This is a genomic window from Rhodococcus ruber NBRC 15591, assembly GCF_001894945.1.
In the GTDB taxonomy this organism is placed as follows: domain Bacteria; phylum Actinomycetota; class Actinomycetes; order Mycobacteriales; family Mycobacteriaceae; genus Rhodococcus; species Rhodococcus ruber.
This window is the reverse complement of record NZ_BCXE01000033.1, coordinates 13,631-34,228: the sequence shown is the minus strand read 5'-3', so window position 1 is coordinate 34,228 and position 20,598 is coordinate 13,631. Positions and strand designations below refer to the sequence as shown.

21 protein-coding genes and 1 riboswitch are annotated in these 20,598 nt (G+C 71.2%); of the genes, 11 read left to right on the top strand and 10 right to left on the bottom strand.

The features are described 5' to 3' along the window. Nucleotides 1-48: 48 nt before the first annotated feature. Genes RR3_RS19050 through RR3_RS19035 form a run of 4 tightly spaced genes read right to left on the bottom strand, consistent with a single transcriptional unit; the run spans nucleotide 49 to nucleotide 4,183 of the window. A complete protein-coding gene (locus RR3_RS19050; protein WP_026137503.1) occupies nucleotides 49-1,083 on the bottom strand; it encodes an iron ABC transporter substrate-binding protein in 1,035 nt (344 codons plus the stop codon). A 55-nt stretch (nucleotides 1,084-1,138) separates the two neighbouring features. Then, nucleotides 1,139-2,293: a M20 family metallopeptidase gene (locus tag RR3_RS19045; RefSeq protein WP_010594813.1), complete on the bottom strand. Its 1,155-nt coding sequence runs from the start codon at nucleotides 2,291-2,293 to the stop codon at nucleotides 1,139-1,141. Further along, a complete protein-coding gene (locus tag RR3_RS19040) occupies nucleotides 2,290-3,450 on the bottom strand; it encodes a M20 family metallopeptidase (RefSeq protein ID WP_010594814.1) in 1,161 nt (386 codons plus the stop codon). The genes RR3_RS19045 and RR3_RS19040 overlap by 4 nt, the downstream gene beginning before the upstream one ends. Nucleotides 3,451-3,484: 34 nt before the next feature. After that, a complete protein-coding gene (locus tag RR3_RS19035; RefSeq protein ID WP_010594815.1) occupies nucleotides 3,485-4,183 on the bottom strand; it encodes an enoyl-CoA hydratase/isomerase family protein in 699 nt (232 codons plus the stop codon). 65 nt (nucleotides 4,184-4,248) lie between these two features. On the opposite strand from RR3_RS19035, the gene RR3_RS19030 reads away from it, so the two are divergent. After that, entirely contained in the window at nucleotides 4,249-5,061 is an 813-nt protein-coding gene (locus RR3_RS19030) for a purine-nucleoside phosphorylase (protein ID WP_010594816.1), read from the top strand. Continuing rightward, nucleotides 5,058-6,533: a phospho-sugar mutase gene (locus RR3_RS19025; RefSeq protein WP_017679612.1), complete on the top strand. Its 1,476-nt coding sequence runs from the start codon at nucleotides 5,058-5,060 to the stop codon at nucleotides 6,531-6,533. Before RR3_RS19030 ends, RR3_RS19025 begins: the two co-directional genes overlap by 4 nt. A gap of 69 nt (nucleotides 6,534-6,602) precedes the next feature. On the opposite strand, the gene RR3_RS19020 is transcribed toward RR3_RS19025, so the two are convergent. Continuing rightward, nucleotides 6,603-7,298 carry an MspA family porin gene (locus tag RR3_RS19020; RefSeq protein WP_010594818.1) on the bottom strand — a complete coding sequence of 232 codons (696 nt, stop codon included), beginning with the start codon at nucleotides 7,296-7,298 and terminating at the stop codon, nucleotides 6,603-6,605. 367 nt (nucleotides 7,299-7,665) lie between these two features. Continuing rightward, nucleotides 7,666-8,289, bottom strand: a complete 624-nt coding sequence (upp, locus tag RR3_RS19015) for a uracil phosphoribosyltransferase (protein WP_010594819.1) — start codon at nucleotides 8,287-8,289, stop codon at nucleotides 7,666-7,668. Nucleotides 8,290-8,465: 176 nt separating this feature from the next. Between upp and RR3_RS19010 the strand changes: the two genes are divergently transcribed. From RR3_RS19010 to RR3_RS18995, 4 genes are read left to right on the top strand one after another with little or no spacing between them, the layout of a single operon-like run. Continuing rightward, the gene (locus RR3_RS19010) at nucleotides 8,466-9,107 is read left to right on the top strand and encodes an ABC transporter permease (RefSeq protein WP_010594820.1); all 642 of its coding nucleotides are present in this window, start codon (nucleotides 8,466-8,468) and stop codon (nucleotides 9,105-9,107) included. 1 nt (nucleotide 9,108) lies between these two features. Beyond that, nucleotides 9,109-10,299: an ABC transporter ATP-binding protein gene (locus tag RR3_RS19005; protein ID WP_010594821.1), complete on the top strand. Its 1,191-nt coding sequence runs from the start codon at nucleotides 9,109-9,111 to the stop codon at nucleotides 10,297-10,299. Further along, nucleotides 10,296-11,090 carry an ABC transporter permease gene (locus RR3_RS19000; RefSeq protein WP_010594822.1) on the top strand — a complete coding sequence of 265 codons (795 nt, stop codon included), beginning with the start codon at nucleotides 10,296-10,298 and terminating at the stop codon, nucleotides 11,088-11,090. The genes RR3_RS19005 and RR3_RS19000 overlap by 4 nt, the downstream gene beginning before the upstream one ends. Continuing rightward, nucleotides 11,087-12,064, top strand: a complete 978-nt coding sequence (locus RR3_RS18995; RefSeq protein WP_010594823.1) for a glycine betaine ABC transporter substrate-binding protein — start codon at nucleotides 11,087-11,089, stop codon at nucleotides 12,062-12,064. The genes RR3_RS19000 and RR3_RS18995 overlap by 4 nt, the downstream gene beginning before the upstream one ends. 25 nt (nucleotides 12,065-12,089) lie before the next feature. Here the strand turns inward: RR3_RS18995 and RR3_RS18990 are convergent, their stop codons facing one another. Further along, the gene (locus tag RR3_RS18990) at nucleotides 12,090-12,404 is read right to left on the bottom strand and encodes a DMT family transporter (protein ID WP_010594824.1); all 315 of its coding nucleotides are present in this window, start codon (nucleotides 12,402-12,404) and stop codon (nucleotides 12,090-12,092) included. Nucleotides 12,405-12,414: 10 nt separating this feature from the next. Further along, nucleotides 12,415-12,481, bottom strand: a riboswitch (guanidine-III (ykkC-III) riboswitch). A 121-nt stretch (nucleotides 12,482-12,602) separates the two neighbouring features. On the opposite strand from RR3_RS18990, the gene RR3_RS18985 reads away from it, so the two are divergent. The 5 genes from RR3_RS18985 to RR3_RS18965 are packed head-to-tail and all read left to right on the top strand — an operon-like array spanning nucleotide 12,603 to nucleotide 15,937. Further along, a complete protein-coding gene (locus tag RR3_RS18985; protein ID WP_010594825.1) occupies nucleotides 12,603-12,941 on the top strand; it encodes a hypothetical protein in 339 nt (112 codons plus the stop codon). Between the two features lie 5 nt (nucleotides 12,942-12,946). Further along, nucleotides 12,947-13,960 (top strand): C40 family peptidase, encoded by a 1,014-nt coding sequence (locus RR3_RS18980; protein ID WP_040272521.1) that lies wholly within the window; start codon nucleotides 12,947-12,949, stop codon nucleotides 13,958-13,960. Between the two features lie 40 nt (nucleotides 13,961-14,000). Next, nucleotides 14,001-14,333: a hypothetical protein gene (locus RR3_RS18975; protein WP_010594828.1), complete on the top strand. Its 333-nt coding sequence runs from the start codon at nucleotides 14,001-14,003 to the stop codon at nucleotides 14,331-14,333. Nucleotides 14,334-14,338: 5 nt separating this feature from the next. Then, the gene (locus RR3_RS18970; protein ID WP_010594829.1) at nucleotides 14,339-14,644 is read left to right on the top strand and encodes a YbaB/EbfC family nucleoid-associated protein; all 306 of its coding nucleotides are present in this window, start codon (nucleotides 14,339-14,341) and stop codon (nucleotides 14,642-14,644) included. Between the two features lie 60 nt (nucleotides 14,645-14,704). Further along, nucleotides 14,705-15,937, top strand: a complete 1,233-nt coding sequence (locus RR3_RS18965) for a SatS C-terminal domain-containing protein (RefSeq protein ID WP_010594830.1) — start codon at nucleotides 14,705-14,707, stop codon at nucleotides 15,935-15,937. Here RR3_RS18965 and RR3_RS18960 read toward each other — a convergent pair. From RR3_RS18960 to RR3_RS18950, 3 genes are all read right to left on the bottom strand, one after another. Beyond that, on the bottom strand, nucleotides 15,870-17,258 hold the full coding sequence (locus RR3_RS18960) for an NAD(P)/FAD-dependent oxidoreductase (RefSeq protein ID WP_040272515.1): 1,389 nt from the start codon (nucleotides 17,256-17,258) through the stop codon (nucleotides 15,870-15,872). The two genes, RR3_RS18965 and RR3_RS18960, sit on opposite strands and share 68 nt — an antisense overlap. 82 nt (nucleotides 17,259-17,340) lie before the next feature. Beyond that, nucleotides 17,341-19,431, bottom strand: a complete 2,091-nt coding sequence (locus RR3_RS18955; RefSeq protein ID WP_064066482.1) for an ATP-binding protein — start codon at nucleotides 19,429-19,431, stop codon at nucleotides 17,341-17,343. A 55-nt stretch (nucleotides 19,432-19,486) separates the two neighbouring features. Then, nucleotides 19,487-20,584 carry an adenosine deaminase gene (locus RR3_RS18950; protein WP_010594834.1) on the bottom strand — a complete coding sequence of 366 codons (1,098 nt, stop codon included), beginning with the start codon at nucleotides 20,582-20,584 and terminating at the stop codon, nucleotides 19,487-19,489. Nucleotides 20,585-20,598: the final 14 nt, after the last annotated feature.

The following is a 20,598-nucleotide window of genomic DNA, read 5'->3' as shown; positions in this document are numbered from 1 at the left end:
TGAGAACGGGCCGGCTGCGCCGGGTGGGACGGAGCGAGGCGAGCTGGATCAGATGAATCCCAGCTCCTGCAGCAACGCCTGGGTCTGCTCGAGCGAGGCGAGTTCGGCGAGTTCGATGTCGGCATTACCGATCTCGGACAGCGGACGCAGCTGATCCTTCGTCTCGACACCCTCGACGACCGGATACTCGGACGTCTCGTCGGCGAAGTAGGTCTGTGCCTCGGGCGAGAGCAGCGCGGCGACGAACTGCTCCGCCTGTTCCTTCTGGTCGGTGGTCCGCACGACGCCCGCCCCGGCGATGTTCACCAGTGCGCCCGGATCACCGGCCTGGAAGTAGTACACCTGCACGTTCAGGTTCTCGGCACCGCGCTCGTCCGCGAGTCCGTACCAGTAGTAGTGGTTGGTCAGACCGAGGGTGACCTGGCCGGCGTCGACCCCCTCCATCAGCGGGCCGTTGCCCTCGAACGCCACCGGCTCGTTGGCCTTGAAGGCCTCGAGCCAGGCGCGGGCGCCGTCCTCGCCGCGGGCGACGCGCAGCCCGGTGACGAACGCCTGGAACGACGCGTTGGTCGGGGCGAAGCCGATCTGGCCCTTCCACTTCGGGTCCAGCAGACCGTCGATGCCGGTGGGCAGGTCCTGCGGCTGCACCTTCTCGTCGTTGTAGACGAGTACGCGGGCACGTGCGGAGGTCGCCACCCAGGTGCCGTCGGCAGCGCGGTAGTCGGCGGGAACCAGGTCGGTCACCGAGGCCGGCAGCGTCTCGAGCAGCCCCGCCTGGTCGAGCAGGCCGAGGGCACCCGCGTCCTGGGTGAACACCACGTCGGCGGGCGAGGAGTCACCCTCCTCCACCAGCTTCCCGGTGATCTCCGGGGTGCTGCCGTAGACGACGTCGACCTCGAAGCCGAGCGTGCCCTCGAGCTGGTCGATCAGCGGGGCGACCAGGTTCTCGCTGCGCCCGGAGTACAGGGTGAGCGCGCCGGTGGAGTCGCCCTCGGACCCACCCGAGTCGCTGCCGCACGCGGCCAACGCGGCGGCGAGTACCCCGGCCGACACTACTGCGACGGCTCTGCGTCGAAACTGCATTCCGGACCTCCTGGCGTGAGCGACGGCTCACAGGCGATGTACAGGTTGTGCAAGCCTAACCTGATCCCAGGACCAGGTTCGTCATCACCCGTACGCCGACCGCCAGGGCGCGCTCGTCGAGGTCGAAATCGGGCTGGTGGATGTCGAGCTTCGGCCCGCTCCCCCGCCACACACCCAGCCGGGCCATCGCACCCGGAACCTGCTCGAGGTACCAGGAGAAGTCCTCCCCGCCGCCGGACTGCGGGGTGTCCGCCAGCGCGTCCGGGTCGATCGCCCGCACCGCGTCCTCGACCATCCGGGCCGACACCTCGTCGTTGACGACGGGCGGCACCCCGCGCCGGTAGTCCAGCTCGTAGCTCAGTCCCGTGGGCGCGAGCAGGCCGTGCACGATCTCCCGCACCATCGGTTCGAGCAGTTCCCACGTCTCGTGGTCGCCGGTGCGGACGGTGCCGGTCAGCATCCCGGTGCGGGGAATCGCATTCGCGGCCTTGCCCGCCGCGACCGCGCCCCACACCATCACCGTGCTCGTACGGGGGTCGATGCGCCGGCTGAGCATGCCGGGCAGCCCGGTGATCACGGTGCCGAGTCCGTACACCAGATCGCCGGTCAGGTGCGGGCGGGAGGTGTGCCCTCCCGGCGAGTCGAGAACCAGCTCGACCGTGTCGGCGGCCGAGGTGATCGCCCCGACCCGCACCCCCACCTTGCCGGCCTCGAGTCTGGGATCGCAGTGCAGCGCGAAGATCCGGGCCACGCCTTCGAGCGCGCCGGCGGCCACCACGTCGAGCGCGCCGCCGGGCATCACCTCCTCGGCGGGCTGGAAGATCAGCCGCACCCCCACCGGCAGCTCGGGCACCGAGTTCAACGCCAGGGCCGCGCCGAGGAGCACGGTCGTGTGGGCGTCGTGCCCGCAGGCGTGCGCCACACCCGGCACGGTGGAGGCGAACGGCAGGCCCGTCATCTCCTGCATGGGCAGCGCGTCCATGTCGGCGCGCAGGGCTATCCGCGGCCCGTCGGGACCGAGATCGCAGATCAGGCCCGTGCCGCGCGGCAGCACCTTCGGTTCGAGCCCGGCGGCCGCGAGCGTGCTCCCGACGAACTCGGTGGTCGCGTACTCCTGGCGGGCCAGTTCGGGATTGGCGTGGATGTGCCGGCGCCACCCCGACAGGTCGTCGGTGTGCTCGCCCAGCCACTTCTCGATGTACGGGTTCATCGGCGTGCCACGTTCTCGAGCAGCCGCGCACGTTGCGTGGGATCGGCCGCCGCCCGGGCCGCCGTCGCGGCCAGCGCGCGGGCGCCGTCGAGGACGGCGAGGTCCGCCGAGGCGGTGACGCACGCGTCGGCGAACGCCGCCTGGTGAGTCACCGCGCCACCGGAGTCGAGACCGATCACCGGGTGGATACCCGGCACCACGTTCGTCACGTTTCCCATGTCCGTGCTGCCCAGCGGGCGCGATCCTTCCTCCTCGACGGGCAGCGGCGTGCGCCCGAGACCGATGATCTCCTCACGATAAGCCCGGACCAGCCACGGGTCGGGAGTCAGTTCCGTATAGGTCGGCGACACGGTGCGGATCTCGTGCGTGCAGCCGGCGGCGAGGGCCCCGGCGGCGAAGCAGCTGCCGGCGCGCTCGGACAGGTCGGCGAGGGACTCCGCGGTCGCCGCCCGCAGGTAGTACAGCAGTTCCGTGTGCGCGGGCACGATGTTCGGGGCGGTGCCGCCGTCGCTGACGATCCCGTGGATCTGCTGACCGGGCAGCAGGTGCTGCCGCAGCAGGCCGACGGCGACCTGCGCGACGGTCGCCGCATCGGCGGCGTTGCGGCCGTACTCGGGAGCCGCGGAGGCGTGCGCCTCGCGGCCGGTGTAGCTGACCGCGATGTCCGCGAGGGCCAGCGACGTCGCCCCGGTGATGTCGAACGGACCCGGGTGCACCATCAGGGCCATGCCGACGTCGTCGAACACCCCGCGTTCGAGCATGAGCACCTTGCCGCCGCCGGTCTCCTCGGCGGGTGTGCCGATGACGCGGACGGTGACGCCGAGCGCGTCGGCGACGGCGGCCAGTCCCAGGCCCGCGCCGGCGGCGGCAGCAGCAATGATGTTGTGCCCGCACGCGTGCCCGATGCCGGGCAGCGCGTCGTATTCGGCGCAGAGGCCGACCACGAGGTCTCCGCTGCCGAACCGGGCGTCGAATGCGGTGGGCAGATCGGCGATCCCGGTGCGGACCTCGAATCCGCCGCTGCGCAGCAGGTCCACGATCTTCGCGGCGCTGCGGTGTTCGTCGAAGGCCAGTTCCGGCTCGGCATGGATCGAATGCGACAGGGCGATCAGGCCGTCCGACGCAGCCTCGATCGCCCTGTCCGCATCGCTCGTCACCCGCTCAGTCTGGCACGGGCGGAAAGCGCGCACCTCACCCGAGGCGGAAGTTCGACTCGTCCGTCTTCGTCTCGAGTGCCGCGATCAGCGGTGCATGCAGACCACGCTTGATGCCCGCCAGGTTGGCGCCGCGGGTGCCCGTCAGCGCGGCGGCCCGTTCGACGGCGGCGGCCAGCACGGCATCACCGTCGACGGCGCGATCGACGATGCCCGCCGCGAGGGCGTCGGCGCCGCCGAACCGGCGGCCGGTCGTGGTCGCCTCGACCGCGGCCTGGATCGGCAGCCGCTCGCGCAGGAGCGCGGACATGCCCACGGTGAACGGCATGTTCAGGGACACCTCGGGCAGGCACCAGAAGCCGCGATCGGACCGCATCACGCGGAAGTCGTGGGTCAGCGCGAGCATCGCACCGGCACCGAACGCGTGGCCCTGCACCGCCGCGACGGTCGCCGCGGGGAAGGTCAGGATCCGCACGTACAACTCGTGCACGGAATCGAGGTAGCCCGGAAGGTCGGGGAGGTTGCCGAAGATCCAGTCGGTGTCGAGGCCGTTGCTCCAGAACTTCCCGGTGGCCGCGGTCACGAGCGCGGCCGGGCCGTCGTGGGCGACGACCTCGTCGAGCAGCTCGTGGACGGCGGAGAGCCAGCCGGGATGGAAGCGGTTCTCGGTGTCGCCGCCGGAGCGGTCGCCGAGATGGAGGACGAAGACGTCGCCGTCGCGGTCGAGGTATGGCATGCGGAGAGGATAGCGCCACAACCTACCGACGAGTAACAACAGGCTTGGCGCTAGGGTCGACCGACATGGGAACACCCGACGCCATCGCCGACCCCCCTGCCGAGGCCGCCCGCGCCGCCGCGGCACTCGCCGAACGCACCGGCGTGCCCGAACACCCCGTCGCGGTGGTCCTCGGCTCGGGCTGGCGCGCCGCGGTGGAGCGCTTCGGCCCGGCGGTCGCCGACGTCCCGATGGGCGAACTTCCCGGGTTCGCCCCGCCCACCGCCGAAGGGCATTCGGGCACCGTGCATTCGGTGCGGGTCGGCGAGACCCCGGTGCTGCTCCTCGCCGGCCGCACCCACGCCTACGAGGGGCACGACCTGAGCCGTGTCGTGCACCCGGTGCGCACCGCCGTCGCGGCCGGCGCGCACACCGTCGTGCTCACCAACGCCGCCGGCGGCATCCGGCCCGACCACACGGTCGGTCAGCCGGTGCTGATCTCGGACCACCTCAACCTCACCGGCCGTTCGCCCCTGCGCGGCGCCCAGTTCGTCGACCTCGTCGACGCCTACTGTCCGGAGCTGCGCGCCCTCGCCCGCGAGATCGACCCCACCCTCGACGAGGGCGTGTACGCAGGACTGCCCGGCCCGCACTACGAAACCCCCGCCGAGATCCGCATGCTGCGCACGCTCGGCGCCGACCTGGTGGGCATGTCCACCGTGCACGAGACCATCGCCGCGCGTGCCGCGGGCGCGCGGGTGCTCGGCATCTCCCTGGTCACCAACGCCGCCGCGGGACTCACCGGTGAGCACCTGGACCACCACGAGGTACTCGCGGCGGGACGGGCCGCCGCGACCCGTATGGGCGACCTGCTGCGCGAGCTGGCGGGCCGGCTGTGAGCCTGCGTTTCGGGACCGCCGGGCTGCGCGGTCCCGTCGGCGACGGACCCGGCTGCATCAACGAGGACGTGGTCGTCCGCACCACCGCGGGCCTGGCCCGATGGCTCGACGCGCGCGGGTGCGGCGGCGGCACCGTGGTCGTCGGCCGCGACGCCCGCACCGGATCCGCCGAGTTCTTCGCCGCCGCCACCGAGGTCCTCGCGGCCGCCGGTTTCGACGTCGTGGCCCTGCCGCGCCCGCTGCCGACCCCGGTGACGGCGTACGCCGTGCGGGCCCTCGATGCGGTCGCGGGCGTGCAGATCACCGCGTCCCACAACCCGGCCCCGGACAACGGCTACAAGGTCTACACCCGGGGCGGTGCACAACTGGTCGAGCCGGACGACCGCGAGATCGAGAGGGCGATCGACGCCGTCGGCGCGGCGTCGTCCGTGCCGCGCACCGCCGTCGCGCCCACCGGGGACGACCTGGTGGCGCGCTATCTGGCGCGCGTCGCCTCCCTACCGCGCGGCACGGCGCGCACCCTGCGCATCGCGCTCACACCGCTGCACGGCGTCGGCGGCGAGACCGCCGTCGCGGCGCTGCACGCCGCGGGCTTCGGCGACGTGCACGTGGTGGACGCCCAGTTCGCCCCCGATCCCCGCTTCCCCACCGTCGAGTTCCCCAATCCGGAGGAACCGGGGGCCGCCGATGCCGTGCTCGCACTCGCCGCCGACGTGGGCGCGGACATCGCGCTCGCCCTCGATCCCGATGCGGACCGATGCGCCGTGGGCGTCCCCACGCCCGAGGGCTGGCGGATGCTGCGCGGCGACGAGACCGGGGCGCTGCTCGGGGACCGGATTCTCGCGGGTGCCCCGCGCGGCGCGCTGGTGGCGACGACGATCGTCTCCTCGGCCCTGCTCGGCAGACTCGCCGCCGCCCGGGGCGCCCGCTACGCGCAGACCCTCACGGGCTTCAAGTGGCTCGCTCGCGCGGGCGACGGACTCGTGTACGCGTACGAGGAGGCCCTCGGTCACTGCGTCGACCCGGATGCGGTGCGCGACAAGGACGGCATCGCGACGGCGGTCGTCGTCGCGGACTATGCCGCCGAATTGAAGTCTCGCCGAAGCACTCTCGTCGACGCGCTCGACGCCCTCCACCGAGAGTTCGGGCTGCACCTCGGCGATCAGGTCTCGATCCGGGTGGCCGATCTCGCCCGGATCGGGGCGATCATGAGCCGGTTGCGGTCCGCGCTGCCGGCCGAACTCGCCGGAGAGCCGGTCACGGCCACCGACCTCGCGGCGGCGAGCGGCCCGCTGCGCACGGACGCCGTGGTACTCGAGGGCGCGTCGGTGCGGGTCGTGGTCCGGCCGTCGGGCACCGAGCCGAAGCTCAAGTGCTACCTCGAGTCCGTCGCCGCGGACGGTGACCGCGACGGCGCGACCGCGCGACTGAAGGCGTTGCGCGCGTGGGCGACCGGCCTCGGTGAGCGCTGACGCGCGACACCGGGCCGGTGACGGCCGCTTCTCGCGGTCGCCACCGGCCCGGCGGAGGAACGGCCACCCTCAGAGACGGTGTGGCACACCGTAGGTGATGACGGTGTCGTTGTTCGAGGTGACAGCCCGGGCGTACGGCCGGATCGTGACCGGGCCGAGTGCCCCCGAGACCGAGCCGTGGACTCCGGCCAGCCGGACGGTCGCCGACCGGCCGTCGAACTCCATGTCCTCGACGAACGCCACGTCGGTGATGCCGCCCGGCGAGAGATCGACCTCGATCTCCTGCGACGGGATGATCGACCCGCCGATCGTCGCGCCGGTGCTCGCGTCGAGCCCGAGGCCGAACTCGGGGGCGAGCTCGACGCCGATACCGAATTCGTTGCCGACCTCCCAGTCGAGACTGGGGGTGTTGATGTGCACGACGGCCCCGTTGAGCGCGACCGGGTAGCCGATCTGGTATCCGATGGTCAGCTTGGTGTCCTGGAACGAGTCGGCATCGGGCCCGGTGAAGTTGACCGACACCACCTCGTCGTGGAAGAACTCGAAACTGACGGGCGAGCTGTCGAGCGGCGGATAGGACTGGATCGACGTGTCGGCCTGAAGGACTTCGATGGCGTTGTTGTTGCCGAGGGGCAGCGTCCGGGCGTTGTCGACAGCGGCTCCGGCACTACCGGACCCCACCACCATGCCCAGCACGGCGGCCGCACCGAGTGCGGTGGCCCGGGCGCACTGTCGAAATCTGCTGCCGGAGAAGGTGTTGATCATCGAGCGGACCTCATTTTCGTGGGCGGTCGAGGACAGTGGACGTTCCAACCGATCACGGGGAGCGTAACCAGAACGGGCCCGTGGAAAAGGAGAGTTGATCAACTTCCCCGAATCGAGACGGTGCCCGCCCGGTCGCTGCCGCTCGGATCGGGATCCTCGGCGCCCCACGCTCTGCACCGAAAACCTCTTCCGGGCTGGCATTTCGATGTCCATGCACCGCCCGTCGCCCGCGCGGCCGGGCACCACCGTCCAACCTCATCCGAAACTCTATTGTTATCCTGCAACAAAACAGACCATTCGGATAAAATGCGCGATACGGACGTTCGGGCGGATCGCCGATACCGCCCGAGCGGGTCCGCGTAGGGGGTCAGCGTGGGCCGAACTGCCGATCGCCGGCATCCCCGAGACCCGGAACGATGTACTTGTTCTCGTTGAGACCGTCGTCGATCGACGCGGTCACGAGCCGGACCGGGTGACCGGACTCGGACAGGGCTGCCACCCCCTCCGGAGCCGCGACCACGCACACCGCCGTGACATCGGTCGCGCCGCGCGCGACGAGCAGGTCGATCGTGTGCACCATCGAACCTCCCGTGGCGAGCATCGGATCGAGCACGTACACCGGCAGCCCGGACAGGTCGTCGGGAAGCGACTCGAGGTACGGCACGGGCTCGAACGTCTTCTCGTCGCGGGCCAGTCCGACGAAGCCCACCCGCGCCTGCGGGATGAGCGCATGGGCCTGCTCCACCATCCCGAGGCCCGCACGCAGCACCGGCACCAGCAGCGGTGGCTGCCGAAGGCGCACACCGACCGTCGTCGCCACCGGCGTGCGCACCTCGAACTGCTCGACCGGGGCGTCCCGGATCGCCTCGTACACCAGCATCTGGGTCAGCCGGCGCAGCGCGTAGCGGAAGGCTGCGTTGTCGCTGCGCTCGTCGCGCAGCGTGGTCAGGAGGGCAGCGGCGAGCGGGTGGTCGACGACGAGCGAATCCATGCCGGAAGGATAGAACGCCGTCGCTCGCCCGCCGTCGCCGGCTGCTTCCCGGCACAGCCCACCGGCGCAGCCCGCCCGCACGGTCCGCCGCAGTCCCGTTTTCCGGACTCGCCCCGACCGCGGGGCACGTGTGCCATCGTGACAGTCGGGCCTGCGGACGGACGGGACGGGTGGGCATGTGGGACTACATCGACGAGCGCAAGGCGCAGATCGCCTTCAGCGCGTACCAGCATGTGAGCCTCGTCGTGCAGGCCGTGCTTCTCGCCACCGTCGTCGCCGTCGTGCTCGCGGTGGTCGTCACCCGGATCCCCCGGCTCGAACCGGTGGCCAACACCCTCAGTGCCGTCGGCCTGACCGTCCCGTCCTTCGCGCTGCTCGGCATCCTCGTCCCGCTCGTCGGGATCGGGGTGGCACCGGCATTCCTCGCGGTCGCCTTCTACGCGACCCTGCCGGTGCTGCGCAACGCGGTGGTCGGGTTGCGTGGCGTCGACGGCACCCTCGTCGAATCCGCACGCGGAATCGGCATGGGCGAGATCGGCACGCTCACCCGCGTCCGGCTCCCGCTGGCCTGGCCCGTCATCCTCGCCGGGGTGCGGGTCTCGACGCAGATGTCCATGGGCATCGCCGCGATCGCCGCCTACGTGCTCGGCCCCGGTCTCGGCTCGTTCATCTTCACGGGCCTGTCGCAGATCGGCGGCGCGAACGCACTGAACTCGGCCCTGGTCGGCACGATCGGAGTGGTCGTCCTCGCGCTGGCGCTCGACGCGCTGCTCCTCGCGCTCGGCAAGGTCACCGTCTCGAAGGGAATCCGTGCCTGACATGAACACGCCGCCGCCGTCCGCAGCGCAGATCAGCGGCACCGACATCGACCTGATCGACGTGGTCAAGACGTTCCCCGGGCAGGCGCGCCCGGCAGTCGACGGTCTGAGCCTGCACATCCCCGCGGGCGAGATCGTGATGTTCGTGGGCCCGTCGGGCTGCGGCAAGACCACGTCGCTGAAGATGATCAACCGTCTCGTCGAACCCACGTCCGGAACCATCCGGATCGGCGGCGACGACATCCGGTCCGCGGACGTCGACGACCTGCGGCGGCGGATCGGGTACGTGATCCAGGGCGGCAGCCTCTTTCCGCACATGACGGTCGCGCAGAACATTTCGATCGTGCCCCGGTTGCTGGGCTGGGACCGGCGGCGAACCGCGGACCGCGTCACCGAACTGCTCGAACTGGTCAACCTCGACCCGGACCGGTACCGGGACCGCTACCCGCGGGAACTGTCCGGCGGGCAGCAGCAGCGGGTCGGCGTCGCCCGGGGCCTCGCCGCCGACCCGCCCGTCGTGCTGATGGACGAGCCGTTCGGCGCGGTGGACCCGATCACCCGGCTCCGGTTGCAGGACGAGCTGCTGCGCATCCACGACGATCTGCGGAAGACGATCGTGTGCGTCACCCACGACATCGACGAGGCCGTCAAACTGGGCAGCCGGATCCTGATCATGCAGGAGGGCGGGCACGTCGCACAGTACGACACCCCCGAGACGATCCTGTCGGCACCCGCGAGCCCGTTCGTGGAGAAATTCGTCGGTGCCGGTTCCACACTCAAACAGCTCTCGCTCAGCCGCGTCGCGGAGGTCGAACTGGCCGAACCCACCACCGCGGAAGTCGGCAGCTCCGCCGAGGAGGCCGTCGCACGCGCCAGGGCACGCGGGGACGACACCGTCGTCGTCCTCGACCGGCGCCGTCGTCCCGTGGCCTGGCTGTGGGTGCGCGAACTGCAGGGTTCGGGCACCGTCCCGGACGGCGACCCCGACGACCTGGTCACCCTCGACCGGCACGCCACCCTCAACGACGCACTGGACACGATGCTCGCCTCCGCTCACGGGGCCGCGATCGTGACGGGACGGCACGGCGAATTCCAGGGATTGATCAACTTCGAATCGGTGACCGGACGGATCCGCGGCGGTGAGTCGCAGTCCGCGGCCGCAGGCCCCGGTGAGACGGGACAGCACACATGAGCATCGACACCGAACCGGCGTCCTCCCGGGCCGGAACCCGTCCAGGTCCTCCCCCGCGCCGGCGCGGCGGTATCGCGATGCTGTTCGTCCTGCCACTCGTCGTCGCCGTGGTGTTCGCCGCCTGGGCGCTGTGGCGCGCGAACGCGGACCTCGACTCGATCGAGGCCCGCCAGCTCGAATGGGCCACCATCTCGACCCTCCTCCGCGAACACATCGAACTCACGGTGGTCTCGGCGATCCTCGTCGTGGTGATCGCCGTGCCGCTCGGGATCGTCCTCACCCGGCCCGCGTCGCGCGCCCTCGCGCCCGTCGCGGTGGGTGTCGCCAACGCCGGGCAGGCGGCGCCGGCCATCGGACTGCTCGTGCTGCTGGCCATCTGGCTGGGATTCGGATTCGGCACCGCCGTCGTCGCCCTGACCCTGTATGCCGTGCTGCCCGTCCTGCGGAACACGATCACCGGCATCGAAGGCGTCGATCCGACCCTCGTCGAGGCCGGGCGCGGCCTCGGCATGTCCGGGCTCGGCGTGTTGCTCCGGGTCGAGCTGCCCCTCGCCCTGCCGGTGATCATGACCGGCGTCCGCACCGCGCTCGTTCTGCTGGTCGGCACCGCCACCCTCGCCACCTTCATCAACGCCGGCGGCCTCGGATCCCTCATCGTCACCGGCATCACCCTCTTCCGCTATCCCGTCCTCGTCAGCGGCGCGCTGCTGGTGGCGCTGCTCGCCCTTCTGGTCGACTGGGCGGGGCGCATGCTCGAGTTCACGGTCCGGCCGAAGGGGCTCCGCCCGTGACCGCGCGCCTGCTGTCCCGGCTCGCCGGAGCGCTCCTCGCGGCGTCGACGCTGGCCGCGTGCGGATTGGGAACCGCCGGCGGTTTCGTCCCCACCGGCGAACTCGCGGGCCCGCTGCAGTCCGTCGAGCCGCTCGACGGTGCGAGCATCTCGGTGGGATCGAAGAACTTCTCCGAGGGCATCCTCCTGGGGAAGATGGCAGTGATCCTCCTGCGTTCGGCGGGCGCGGACGTCACGGATCTGACCAACATCCCCGGCAGTGCCAGCTCCCGCCAGGCGCAGCTCGAGGGACAGGTCGATCTGCAGTGGGAGTACACCGGCACGGCCTGGATCGCCTATCTCGGACACGAGGAAGCGATCCCCGACGAGCGCGAGCAGTACGAGGCCGTGCGCGACGAGGACCTGCGCGAGAACGGCCTGGTGTGGCTGCCGCCCGCCCCCATGAACAACACCTACGGTTTCGCGGCCACCAGCGCCGAGGCCCAGCGACTCGGCGTGGCGTCGCTCTCCGACATCGCGAACATCCCGGTCGCCGAACGCACCTTCTGCGTCGAATCCGAGTTCGCCAACCGCAACGACGGCCTGCAGCCGATGCTCGACACCTACGGCATTCCGCTCGGATCCGGTGTCCCACGCGAGAACATCAGGACGCTCGACACCGGCGCCATCTACGAGGCGACGGCGCGCGGCGACTGCAACTTCGGCGAGGTGTTCACCACGGACGGCCGGATCGAGGCCCTCGATCTGACCGTGCTCGAGGACGACCGGAAGTTCTTCCCCATCTACAACGTGGCGGTCGTCGTCCGCGACGAGACCCTCACCGAGAACCCGCAGATCGCGGAGCTGTTCGCTCCCGTCTCCCGGAAACTGACCGACGAGACTCTCATCGAACTGAACGGACGGATCGACGTCGACGGCCAGGAGCCGGCCGAGGTCGCCTACGACTGGCTCGTGCAGGAGGGCTTCGTCGAGTAGGACAGCGGCGGCACCCGCGACCGTGTCAGTGGACGAACTTCAGTCCCACCACGCCGCCGACGATCATGGTCAGGAACAGGATCTTCCATGCCGAGACCGATTCGTTCCCGGTCGCCATCGCGTAGACCACGGTGAGCACCCCGCCGATCCCCACCCACACGGCGTAGGACGTTCCCACCGGCAATCGACGCATCGCATAGGCCAGTCCCGCCATGCTCGCGGTCAGCGCCGTGACGAACACGACCGTCGGAACCAGACGGGTGAAGCCTCGGGATCTGTCCAATGCCGTGGCCCACACCGCTTCCAGCACCCCGGACACCACCAGCACCAACCACGACATCACAGGCTCCCTCGGGCCGTCTTGTCGCACACCGGGTACGGCGCCCCTCGTCCGGGAACCCGGGTTCCGGGCTCGCTTCCAAGGTCCCACAACCCGTGGCGGGGAACAAATCCGGCTCGTCGACGCGGAACCGGGGCACCACCCGCTGCGTCCAACCGGTCGAAGGACGATCCGTTTCACCGAGGGGGAGCAGCCCGAATGGACGCAGGCACCGGCAACCACGACGTGGTACGTGCCCGACCCGAGACGATCGCGGCGTTCGGACGCACCGCTACGGCCATGGCCGAGCGGCTCCACGAAGCCGCCGGCGAGGCACACGCGGTGGATCCGGCGCCACTCACGACGGCATTCGGTCCGGTCGGCGCCGCGTTCCTCGCCGCGTTCGCGGCCACCCACCGCGCCCACGAGACGGAACTGACCCGGCTCGGCGGCACCTTCGCGGCAATGGGTGCGGTCGCCGGTGCCACCGCGGCCGCCTACGAGCACGCCGTCACCGCCCAGTCGGCACTGCTGAAGGCCGCCGGAGCGCCGCGGTGACCGGCATGCCGGAGGTGGATCTGCTCACCGCTCCCCTGGCCGAGCTGCTGTCGGCGTTCGGCACCGGCGCCGTCGCCACCGATCCGGCCGCGGCACTGCGCTCCTGCACGGAACTGGTCGAGGGCGTACACACGGTGGGCCGGGCCGCGCTGGGCGAGCTCGCGTGGGACTGGGCGGGCGCTGCCGCCGAGACCGCCGTCCGCAGCGGCGAACGGGCCCTGGCCGACCTCGTCGCCGCCGCCGACCGCGGGACGGCCATCGCCGACGTCGCGGTGGACGCGACGACGACCGTCGTGACCGGCGCCGCCGAGATCGCCCGGCTGATCGACTCGTTCACGACGCTGGCCGAGCGCTCCGCTCCCCTTGCCGCCCTCCCGCAGGCACAGATGATGCTGCTGGTGGCGGCCGTCGAGCACATCGCAGCGGGACTCGACGTCCTGGCCCGGGTCACCTCGGCGCTGGCGGAGCACACGGCACGGATGGCAGAGCTGATGCCGTCGGATCCTGCCTCGGCCGCACCGCCGGGCCAGGATCCGGCCGTGTCGCCGGGCCAGGATCCGGCCGTGTCGCCGGGCCAGGGTCCGGCCGCGTCGCAGTCCGGCGAGCCGCGGGCCTTCGGCGGCCCCGGAACCGAGGTGCGGCTACCGGACGGCAGCGTGGCCGTCGCACCGAATCGAGCGGCGGCCGATGCGGTGCGTCACGCGCTCTCCCAGCAGGGCACGCCCTACGTGTGGGGTGGGACCGTGCCGGGGCAGGGCCTCGACTGCAGCGGACTGACCCAGTGGGCGTACGGACAGGCCGGAGTACAGATTCCGCGCCTGGCCCAGGATCAGGACGTGGGAACCGCAGTCGATGCGAGCGCGGTGCAACCCGGCGATCTCGCGGTGTGGGACGGGCACGTCGCGATGATCGTCGGAAACGGCCTCATGGTCGAGGCGGGTGACCCGGTGCAAGTGTCGCCGATCCGGACCACGAACAGCGGGATGGGATTCCAGGGATTCTTCCGGCCCACCGGGTGACACGGGAACCGATCGGTGCGGGTGCGCGTCCAAGTCCGGTATGGACACCCCGGAGACGACCATCACGACGGCGACCGCCCGGAACCGGGCCGGCACCATCTCGGTGCGCACCACCGAACAGGGCCTGCCCGTCGACCTTCACATCGATCAGAGCGAACTACGCTACGGCACAGCACAACTGGCCGAGCAGATCGTGTCGCTGTGCCGACTCACGACACTCGAGGCCGCCGCGCGGCACCGAGAGGAACTGGCGGACGGAGGCATGCCGGAAGGACTGCTGAACCGGCTGGGCCTGACCACCCACGATGCCGTGCAGCGGGCGCGCCGCGACGACGGGCACGCGGCCGGAACTCGTGCGGCGCTCCGGTGGTGAGCGCGATGTCGGCGAGCGACCAGCGCGTGACGGAGATCGTGGAGAGTGTGCGCACGAGGCTCGGGGCCCTGCAGGACTGCGTGGCCGCGCTCGGCGTGGTCTCGGGCACTGCGACGAGTCCGGACGGTCTCGTGCGGGCCGAGGTGGACGGCAACGGCGCCCTGACCGGACTGTGGCTCGCCGAGACGTTGCGCGGGCACCGCACCCGGGACGTGGCGGCATCGATCCTGGCCACGGCGCACGAGGCCGCACGGGTCGCCGCCGCCGAACGGGCCCGTCTGCTCGGGGATCTCCGTGGCGCGCTCGGGTGACGGCTGTCTCACCGCCGCTCCGCTATGTCTTCGGCCCGGAGGTGGCTAGGCTTGGCGACCATGGCTGGAGACATCGTCCCGATCGAGCTCGGTCTCACCGACGGCGACGTCGCGACCCTCTGGGCGCCGCGGTGGCGCGAGGGCGACGACGAATGGGAGGCGTTCCTGGGCCACGGTGACGATCTGTATGCGTTCGGCGCGGTGGCCGAGCTCGTTGCGTTCGTCCGCTCCGGCGCCGACAACGACCTCGTCGAGCATCCGGCCTGGCCGGTCGTGTCGAAACTCGCGGCGGAGGAGTTCGAGCCGGACGAGAGCCATTCGTACGACCTGATCGGCGTGCCGGAACTCGTGGCGGACGACGCGGATCCGGAGTCCGTCGCCGAACTGCAGAACACGTTCGACATCGCGTCCGTCCTCGGCGACGTGTGCGAACTCGAGCCGGTGACGAAGTTCTTCGAGCGCGCCGAGATCGAGGCGCTGCTGAGCCACGGAGTCGCGGCGTTCGAGGGCCGCGAGGGCGTGGAACTGTGGAATCGGGTCGGCGCGGCCGTCGCCGAGGACTGGGACGCGGTGCTCGACGCGATCGACGGCGTCGTGAAGTCGCCCGAGGTGGACCCCGAACTCGTCGCCGAAGCCGAGGCGGAACTCGTCGCGGCCGAGGAGAACGTCGTCGAGGCCGAGGACGCGGCCGAGGAGGCGGAGGACGAGGAGTACGAGTTCGTCGACGGGGACGAGGACGAGGAGACGAGCTTCTGGACCGCGGTCGGGATCGACCCGGTCAAGATCATCGCCTCCGACGGCACGTGGTTCACCCTGCGCTGCTACGTCGACGACGATGCGTTGTTCCTCGGCCGGGACGGGACGATCCTGGTGTTCCCCACCGAGCGGGCGCTGGCGCGCTATCTCGCCGACCACCACGACCACGACCTGGCGGCGCTGAGCACCTACGACGACATCCGGCACGCGGCGACGGACGGTTCCCTCGAGATCGACGTGACGGACGAGAACGTGTACGTGCTGCCCGGGATCGCGGACGACATCGAGCACGGCACCGAGGCGGTGGACGCCGATCAGCTGGATCTGGCGGTCGAGCTGTTCACCGACGCCGCGAACTACGCCGAGGACGACAGCACCGACGCCACGCTGGCCGGCTCCACCGAGCTGGGCTGGTTCGTCAACTACGTGCTCGAACCGGATCCGACACGGCTCGCGCCCAGCGCGCCGTTCACCGCGGAGGCAGAGGCGTGGCGGGCTCTCGAGCGGGAGTTCGAGGCCCGGCTGCACAAGCACTGATCGATCGCCGGAGCACCCGGCGCAGTATCGGCGGGGCGACCAGCCGCCCCGGCGGGTCCACCATCGCCGCGACCCGGAAGAATGCGCGGACCACCTCGGCATCCTGCACGGCAGCGGCGTGGACGAGCGGCAGATAGCGGTTGGCCACGCGCACTTTCGCGCCGCGCCGGCCCTGGACCTCCGGCCAGGCGAGGTCACCGCCGGTCGCCATGTCCCAGGGCACGGCGACGACCTTCGCCACGTCCCGGAACCACCGGTGCGGGTCCGGTTCCCGGCCGCGGGCAAGGTGTTCGGCGAGGAGCACGGCTTCGAACGCCGCGACGCTCATGCCCTGCGCGTAGATCGGGTCGAAGCTGCACACCGCGTCGCCGATCACCAGCAGCCCCTGCGGCAGCCGCCGGCACCGTTCGTATCGCAAGCGCCGGCTCGCCGGAAAGTGGTACGACCGGGGTGCGTCGAGCGGCTCGGCGTCCCGGATCGCGTCGTACACGTCCGGCCACGGCAAGGACCGCACGAAGTCCACCCAGCCCTCCGGTGAGGCCGGGGGCCGGTGACCGAGCATGCCGACCGCCGTCACGAGACAGCGACCGTTCTCGATCGTCTGGAGGGCGGCGCCGCGCGGGTCCGGCGGGGACGGCGCGAGCAGAATACCCAGGTCGCCGCCCATGCGTGCCGGATCGGCAGGGTAGGTACGGGTGACGTACGTGAGATCGACGCGGACCTCCTCCCGCTCGGGTGGGGGGTATCCGAGCTGCTCGAGCCACGCCGGGGTTCGCGAACCACGCCCGGTGGCGTCGACGACGAGATCGGCGTCGAGCACTTCCTCGACGCTGCCGTCCGCCCGGCGGAGCACGCGCACGCCGGTGACCCGTCGACCGTCACCGCTCACCATCGCCCCCAGCGCGTCGCACCGGTCGACGATCCGCACTCCGGGCAGTGCGGCGACGCGGGACCGGATCCGATGTTCGAGATTCGGCCGGCTCGCGCTCACCGCCGTCAGGCCGCTCTCCGTCTGCCGGAGGCGGTGGCCGCCGAGATACCAGCGCACGTCGCCGCACTGGTCCACCAGCGGCGCCCCGTCTGCGACGAGCTCCGCGGTGAGGCCGGGCAGCAGATTCTCGATGGCGCGCATCCCGCCGGCCACCAGCACATGGATGTGCCGTCCCTGCGGTACACAGCGCCGCGCCGCGGCACCGTCCGGCAGCCGGTCGTGATCGATCACCACCACATCCGAGTACGCATCCGACAACACCCGTGCGGCAAGCAAACCGGCCGTTCCCGCTCCGAGCACCACGGCACGATCACCGATTCGTGTCACCATTTCCGGCACCTCCTCGTTCGAGTGCGAGAAGCATGCGGCCGGATTGTGCTCGGTCACCAGTCCGTTCGGTGCTCGGTCGTGCTCACTGCCGGCGGCCGTACACCTCCTGGTCCCACAGCCACGACACGATCCGCTCCACACCTGCGGTCAGATGCCTGCGATAGGTGCTGAACGGCAGTCCGAGCGCCGCTGCGGCCGATTCCTGGGTTGCGGCCGGTCGCAGGTACGTCCGATCCACGGCCCGCAGCAGTTTGTCGTCGCGGGGGTGGTCGGCCAGGGTGGCGACCGCGTCGCGGAGCACCTCCTCGAGCAGCGCGACGTCGGGTTCCCCGGAGCCGGTCCGGTCGTGGAGCACTCGAGTTCGCAGCAGCGGATTGCGGGCGAGGAGATCGTGCCGCCGCAGGTCGTGCAGGCCCTGCTTGACCGACTGCGCGAACTCGGGTTGGGAGAGGACGAGCAGCACGGGTGCGCCGGGCGCGGACGGGGACGGACCGCGGGCCAGCGCCCGGTCCGTCACCCGCTCGAGCCAGGCGTCGACCGGGACGCGCCGGAAATCGTGGGCGAACAGACCGAACCGGCGGCCACCGACGACGAAATCGCCGCCGGCGACGCGCGGCAGATCGGCCACGGCGAAGTAGTCGTCCCACCGGTCCGGCTCGGCCAGGGCGAGCACGTCGTAGGCAAGGCCCCGGGTGGTGAGGCATCGCTGGATCGTGAGAATCGGGACTGCGTTGAGCGTCGGCGAGGGGTCCTGGTACTCCTCCCGGTCCACGACGAACCGGGTCTGGGTGACGACCTCGCCCTCGCGCACCGGCGTACATCGCTGTGCGACCCGCCATCCCGCCGCGGCACCCGGGTCGCGGACCCGATCCGCCTCGGCGGCGCGGGTGAGATCCAGCAGCCCGATCACGCCGCGGACGGTCCCGTCCAGGTACCGGAGCACGAAGAAGCCGTCGGGTTGCCGTGCGAGCCACCACTGTGCGTGCCGGGCGGACTCCTCTCCCTCCGCGGTCCCGATCAGCTCGACGACCGCCGCGCGGTCGGCAGCGGTGGCGGGCTCGGGATAGTGCCGGCCCCAGCTCTCCCACTGCACGGGCGACAGCACGCCGGCGAGGTTGCGGAACACGAACTTGAGATCGAAGATCGCCTGCTGTTGCCGCCGGCCGGTCGTCGAGTCGAGCGCCCGATGGATGTGCCGCCACACGAGGCGGAAGACGTCGGCATAGCTGTCGGCGTCCCGCCACCACAGGTCGGCGTCGATGACGTCGCGGGCCAGGTCGTGAGGATGGAGCCCGTCGGCGCCGGTCTCGACGAAGGACAGGCTCCGAAGCCACCGGAACGCGTCGTGCGCACAGTCGTCGTCCGCGCCGAGCGCGTCCCGCAGGAGCGATTCCGTGGTCACGCGGGCGAGTGCGCACACCTCCAGTGCCCGCCGGTGGACCGTGCCGGGTTCCTCGTCGACGAACCGGCGCAGCAGAGTTCCCACCAGGTGGGGGGTCAGCGGATCGGCGTCGGCGCTGCCGCCGCGGAGCACCGCGTCGGCGAGCAGCGACAGCGCCAGGGGGTGGCCGTGGGTCACGCGGCAGAGACGCTCGTGCAGGTCGTCCCGGACCCCGGCGGCGCGCAGGTATTCGACGCTCTCCCGGGGAGCGAGGTTGCGCAGCGACACCACCCGCAGCAGCTCGCCCCAGGCGAGATCCGAGCGCCACTGCGGCGACGGTGGATCCCGCCCCGCGATCACGGTCACCGCGTCGTCCGGGAACCGCGGCAGCAGATTCCGGCGGATCCAGCCGTCGATCGGTGCGAGTGCCTCGTACGTGTCGATCACCGTCACGAGGCGTTGCCCGGACGCGGTGGCGATTCGGTCCGCGCCCACGTCGAGGTGCTTCTCCAACGCGGCGAGGACGGCGGCCGGATGGGGGACGAGGTCCCGCCCGTCGAGACGCACGAGAGCCGACCCGGCCCCCGCGGCGAGATCGGCGACCTCGTCGAGCAGGCTGGTCTTGCCGATCCCTCCGGGTCCGTACAGGTACAGCACCGAGAACGGGGACCGGGGTGCGTCGAGGGCGGCACGTACCAGCTCGAGTTCGGCCGCACGCCCGACGAACCGGCGGCGTCGGCGCGCGGCGAGCACGTCGCCGAGAGTTGCCGAGGGCGGGACGCGGTCCCTCATACCCCCGACCCTACGAGGTGAGGTCCGCCGACGGTACTGTCCGCCGCGGGTACTGTCAGCCGATCAGGACGGCGTAGCCGGGCTTGATCACGTCGTCGATGATCTCGAGCCGCTGATCGAACGGCAGGAACGCGGACTTCATCGCGTTGATCGTGAACCGCTCGAGGTCGGACCAGCCGTACCCGAACGTCTCGACCAGCCGCATCATCTCCTTGCTCATCGTCGTGTCGCTCATCAGCCGGTTGTCGGTGTTGACGGTGACGCGGAACCGCAGGCGTGCCAGCAGGTCGAACGGATGCTGTTCCAGGGTGTCGACGGCGCCGGTCTGCACGTTCGAACTCGGGCACAGTTCGAGCGGAATCCGCTTGTCGCGCACGTAGTTCGCCAGCAGACCGAGAGTGGCGGTGCCGTCCTCGGCGACGGTGATGTCGTCGACGATGCGCACACCGTGACCGAGGCGGTCGGTGCCGCAGAACGCGATGGCCTCGTGGATGGACGGCAGTCCGAATGCTTCCCCCGCGTGGATCGTGAAGTGCGCGCTGGCGGCGCGCATGTACTCGAAGGCATCGAGATGCCGGCTCGGTGGGTAGCCGGCCTCGGCACCGGCGATGTCGAACCCGACGACGCCGCGGTCGCGGAACCGCACCGCGAGTTCGGCGATCTCACGGGACCGGGCGGCGTGCCGCATCGCGGTGAGCAGCAGCCGCACCCGGATGGGCTGGGCACCGGAGGCCTCCACCGCGGACTCCCCCGATCGGAAGCCCTCGAGCACGTGCTCGACCACGGAGTCCAGGTCGAGTCCCCGCTCGAGATGCTGTTCGGGGGCGAAGCGGACCTCGGCGTAGACGACGCCGTCGGCGGCGAGGTCGAGCACGCATTCGCGGGCGACCCGCTCGAGGCCGTCCGGGGTCTGCATGACGGCCACCGTGTGCGCGAACGTTTCGAGGTAACGCTCGAGCGAGCCGCTGTCGGCCGAGTCCCGGAACCAGCGCGCCAGTTCGGGTTCCGTGCCGGCCGGCAGCCGGTAGCCGCAGGCCTCGGCCAGTTCGAGCACGGTTCCCGGCCGCAGACCGCCGTCCAGGTGGTCGTGCAGAAGTACTTTCGGCGCGGTCCGCAGCGCGGGTTCGGTCAGTGTCGTCGCCGGCTCCGTCATGCCCCGACGGTAGT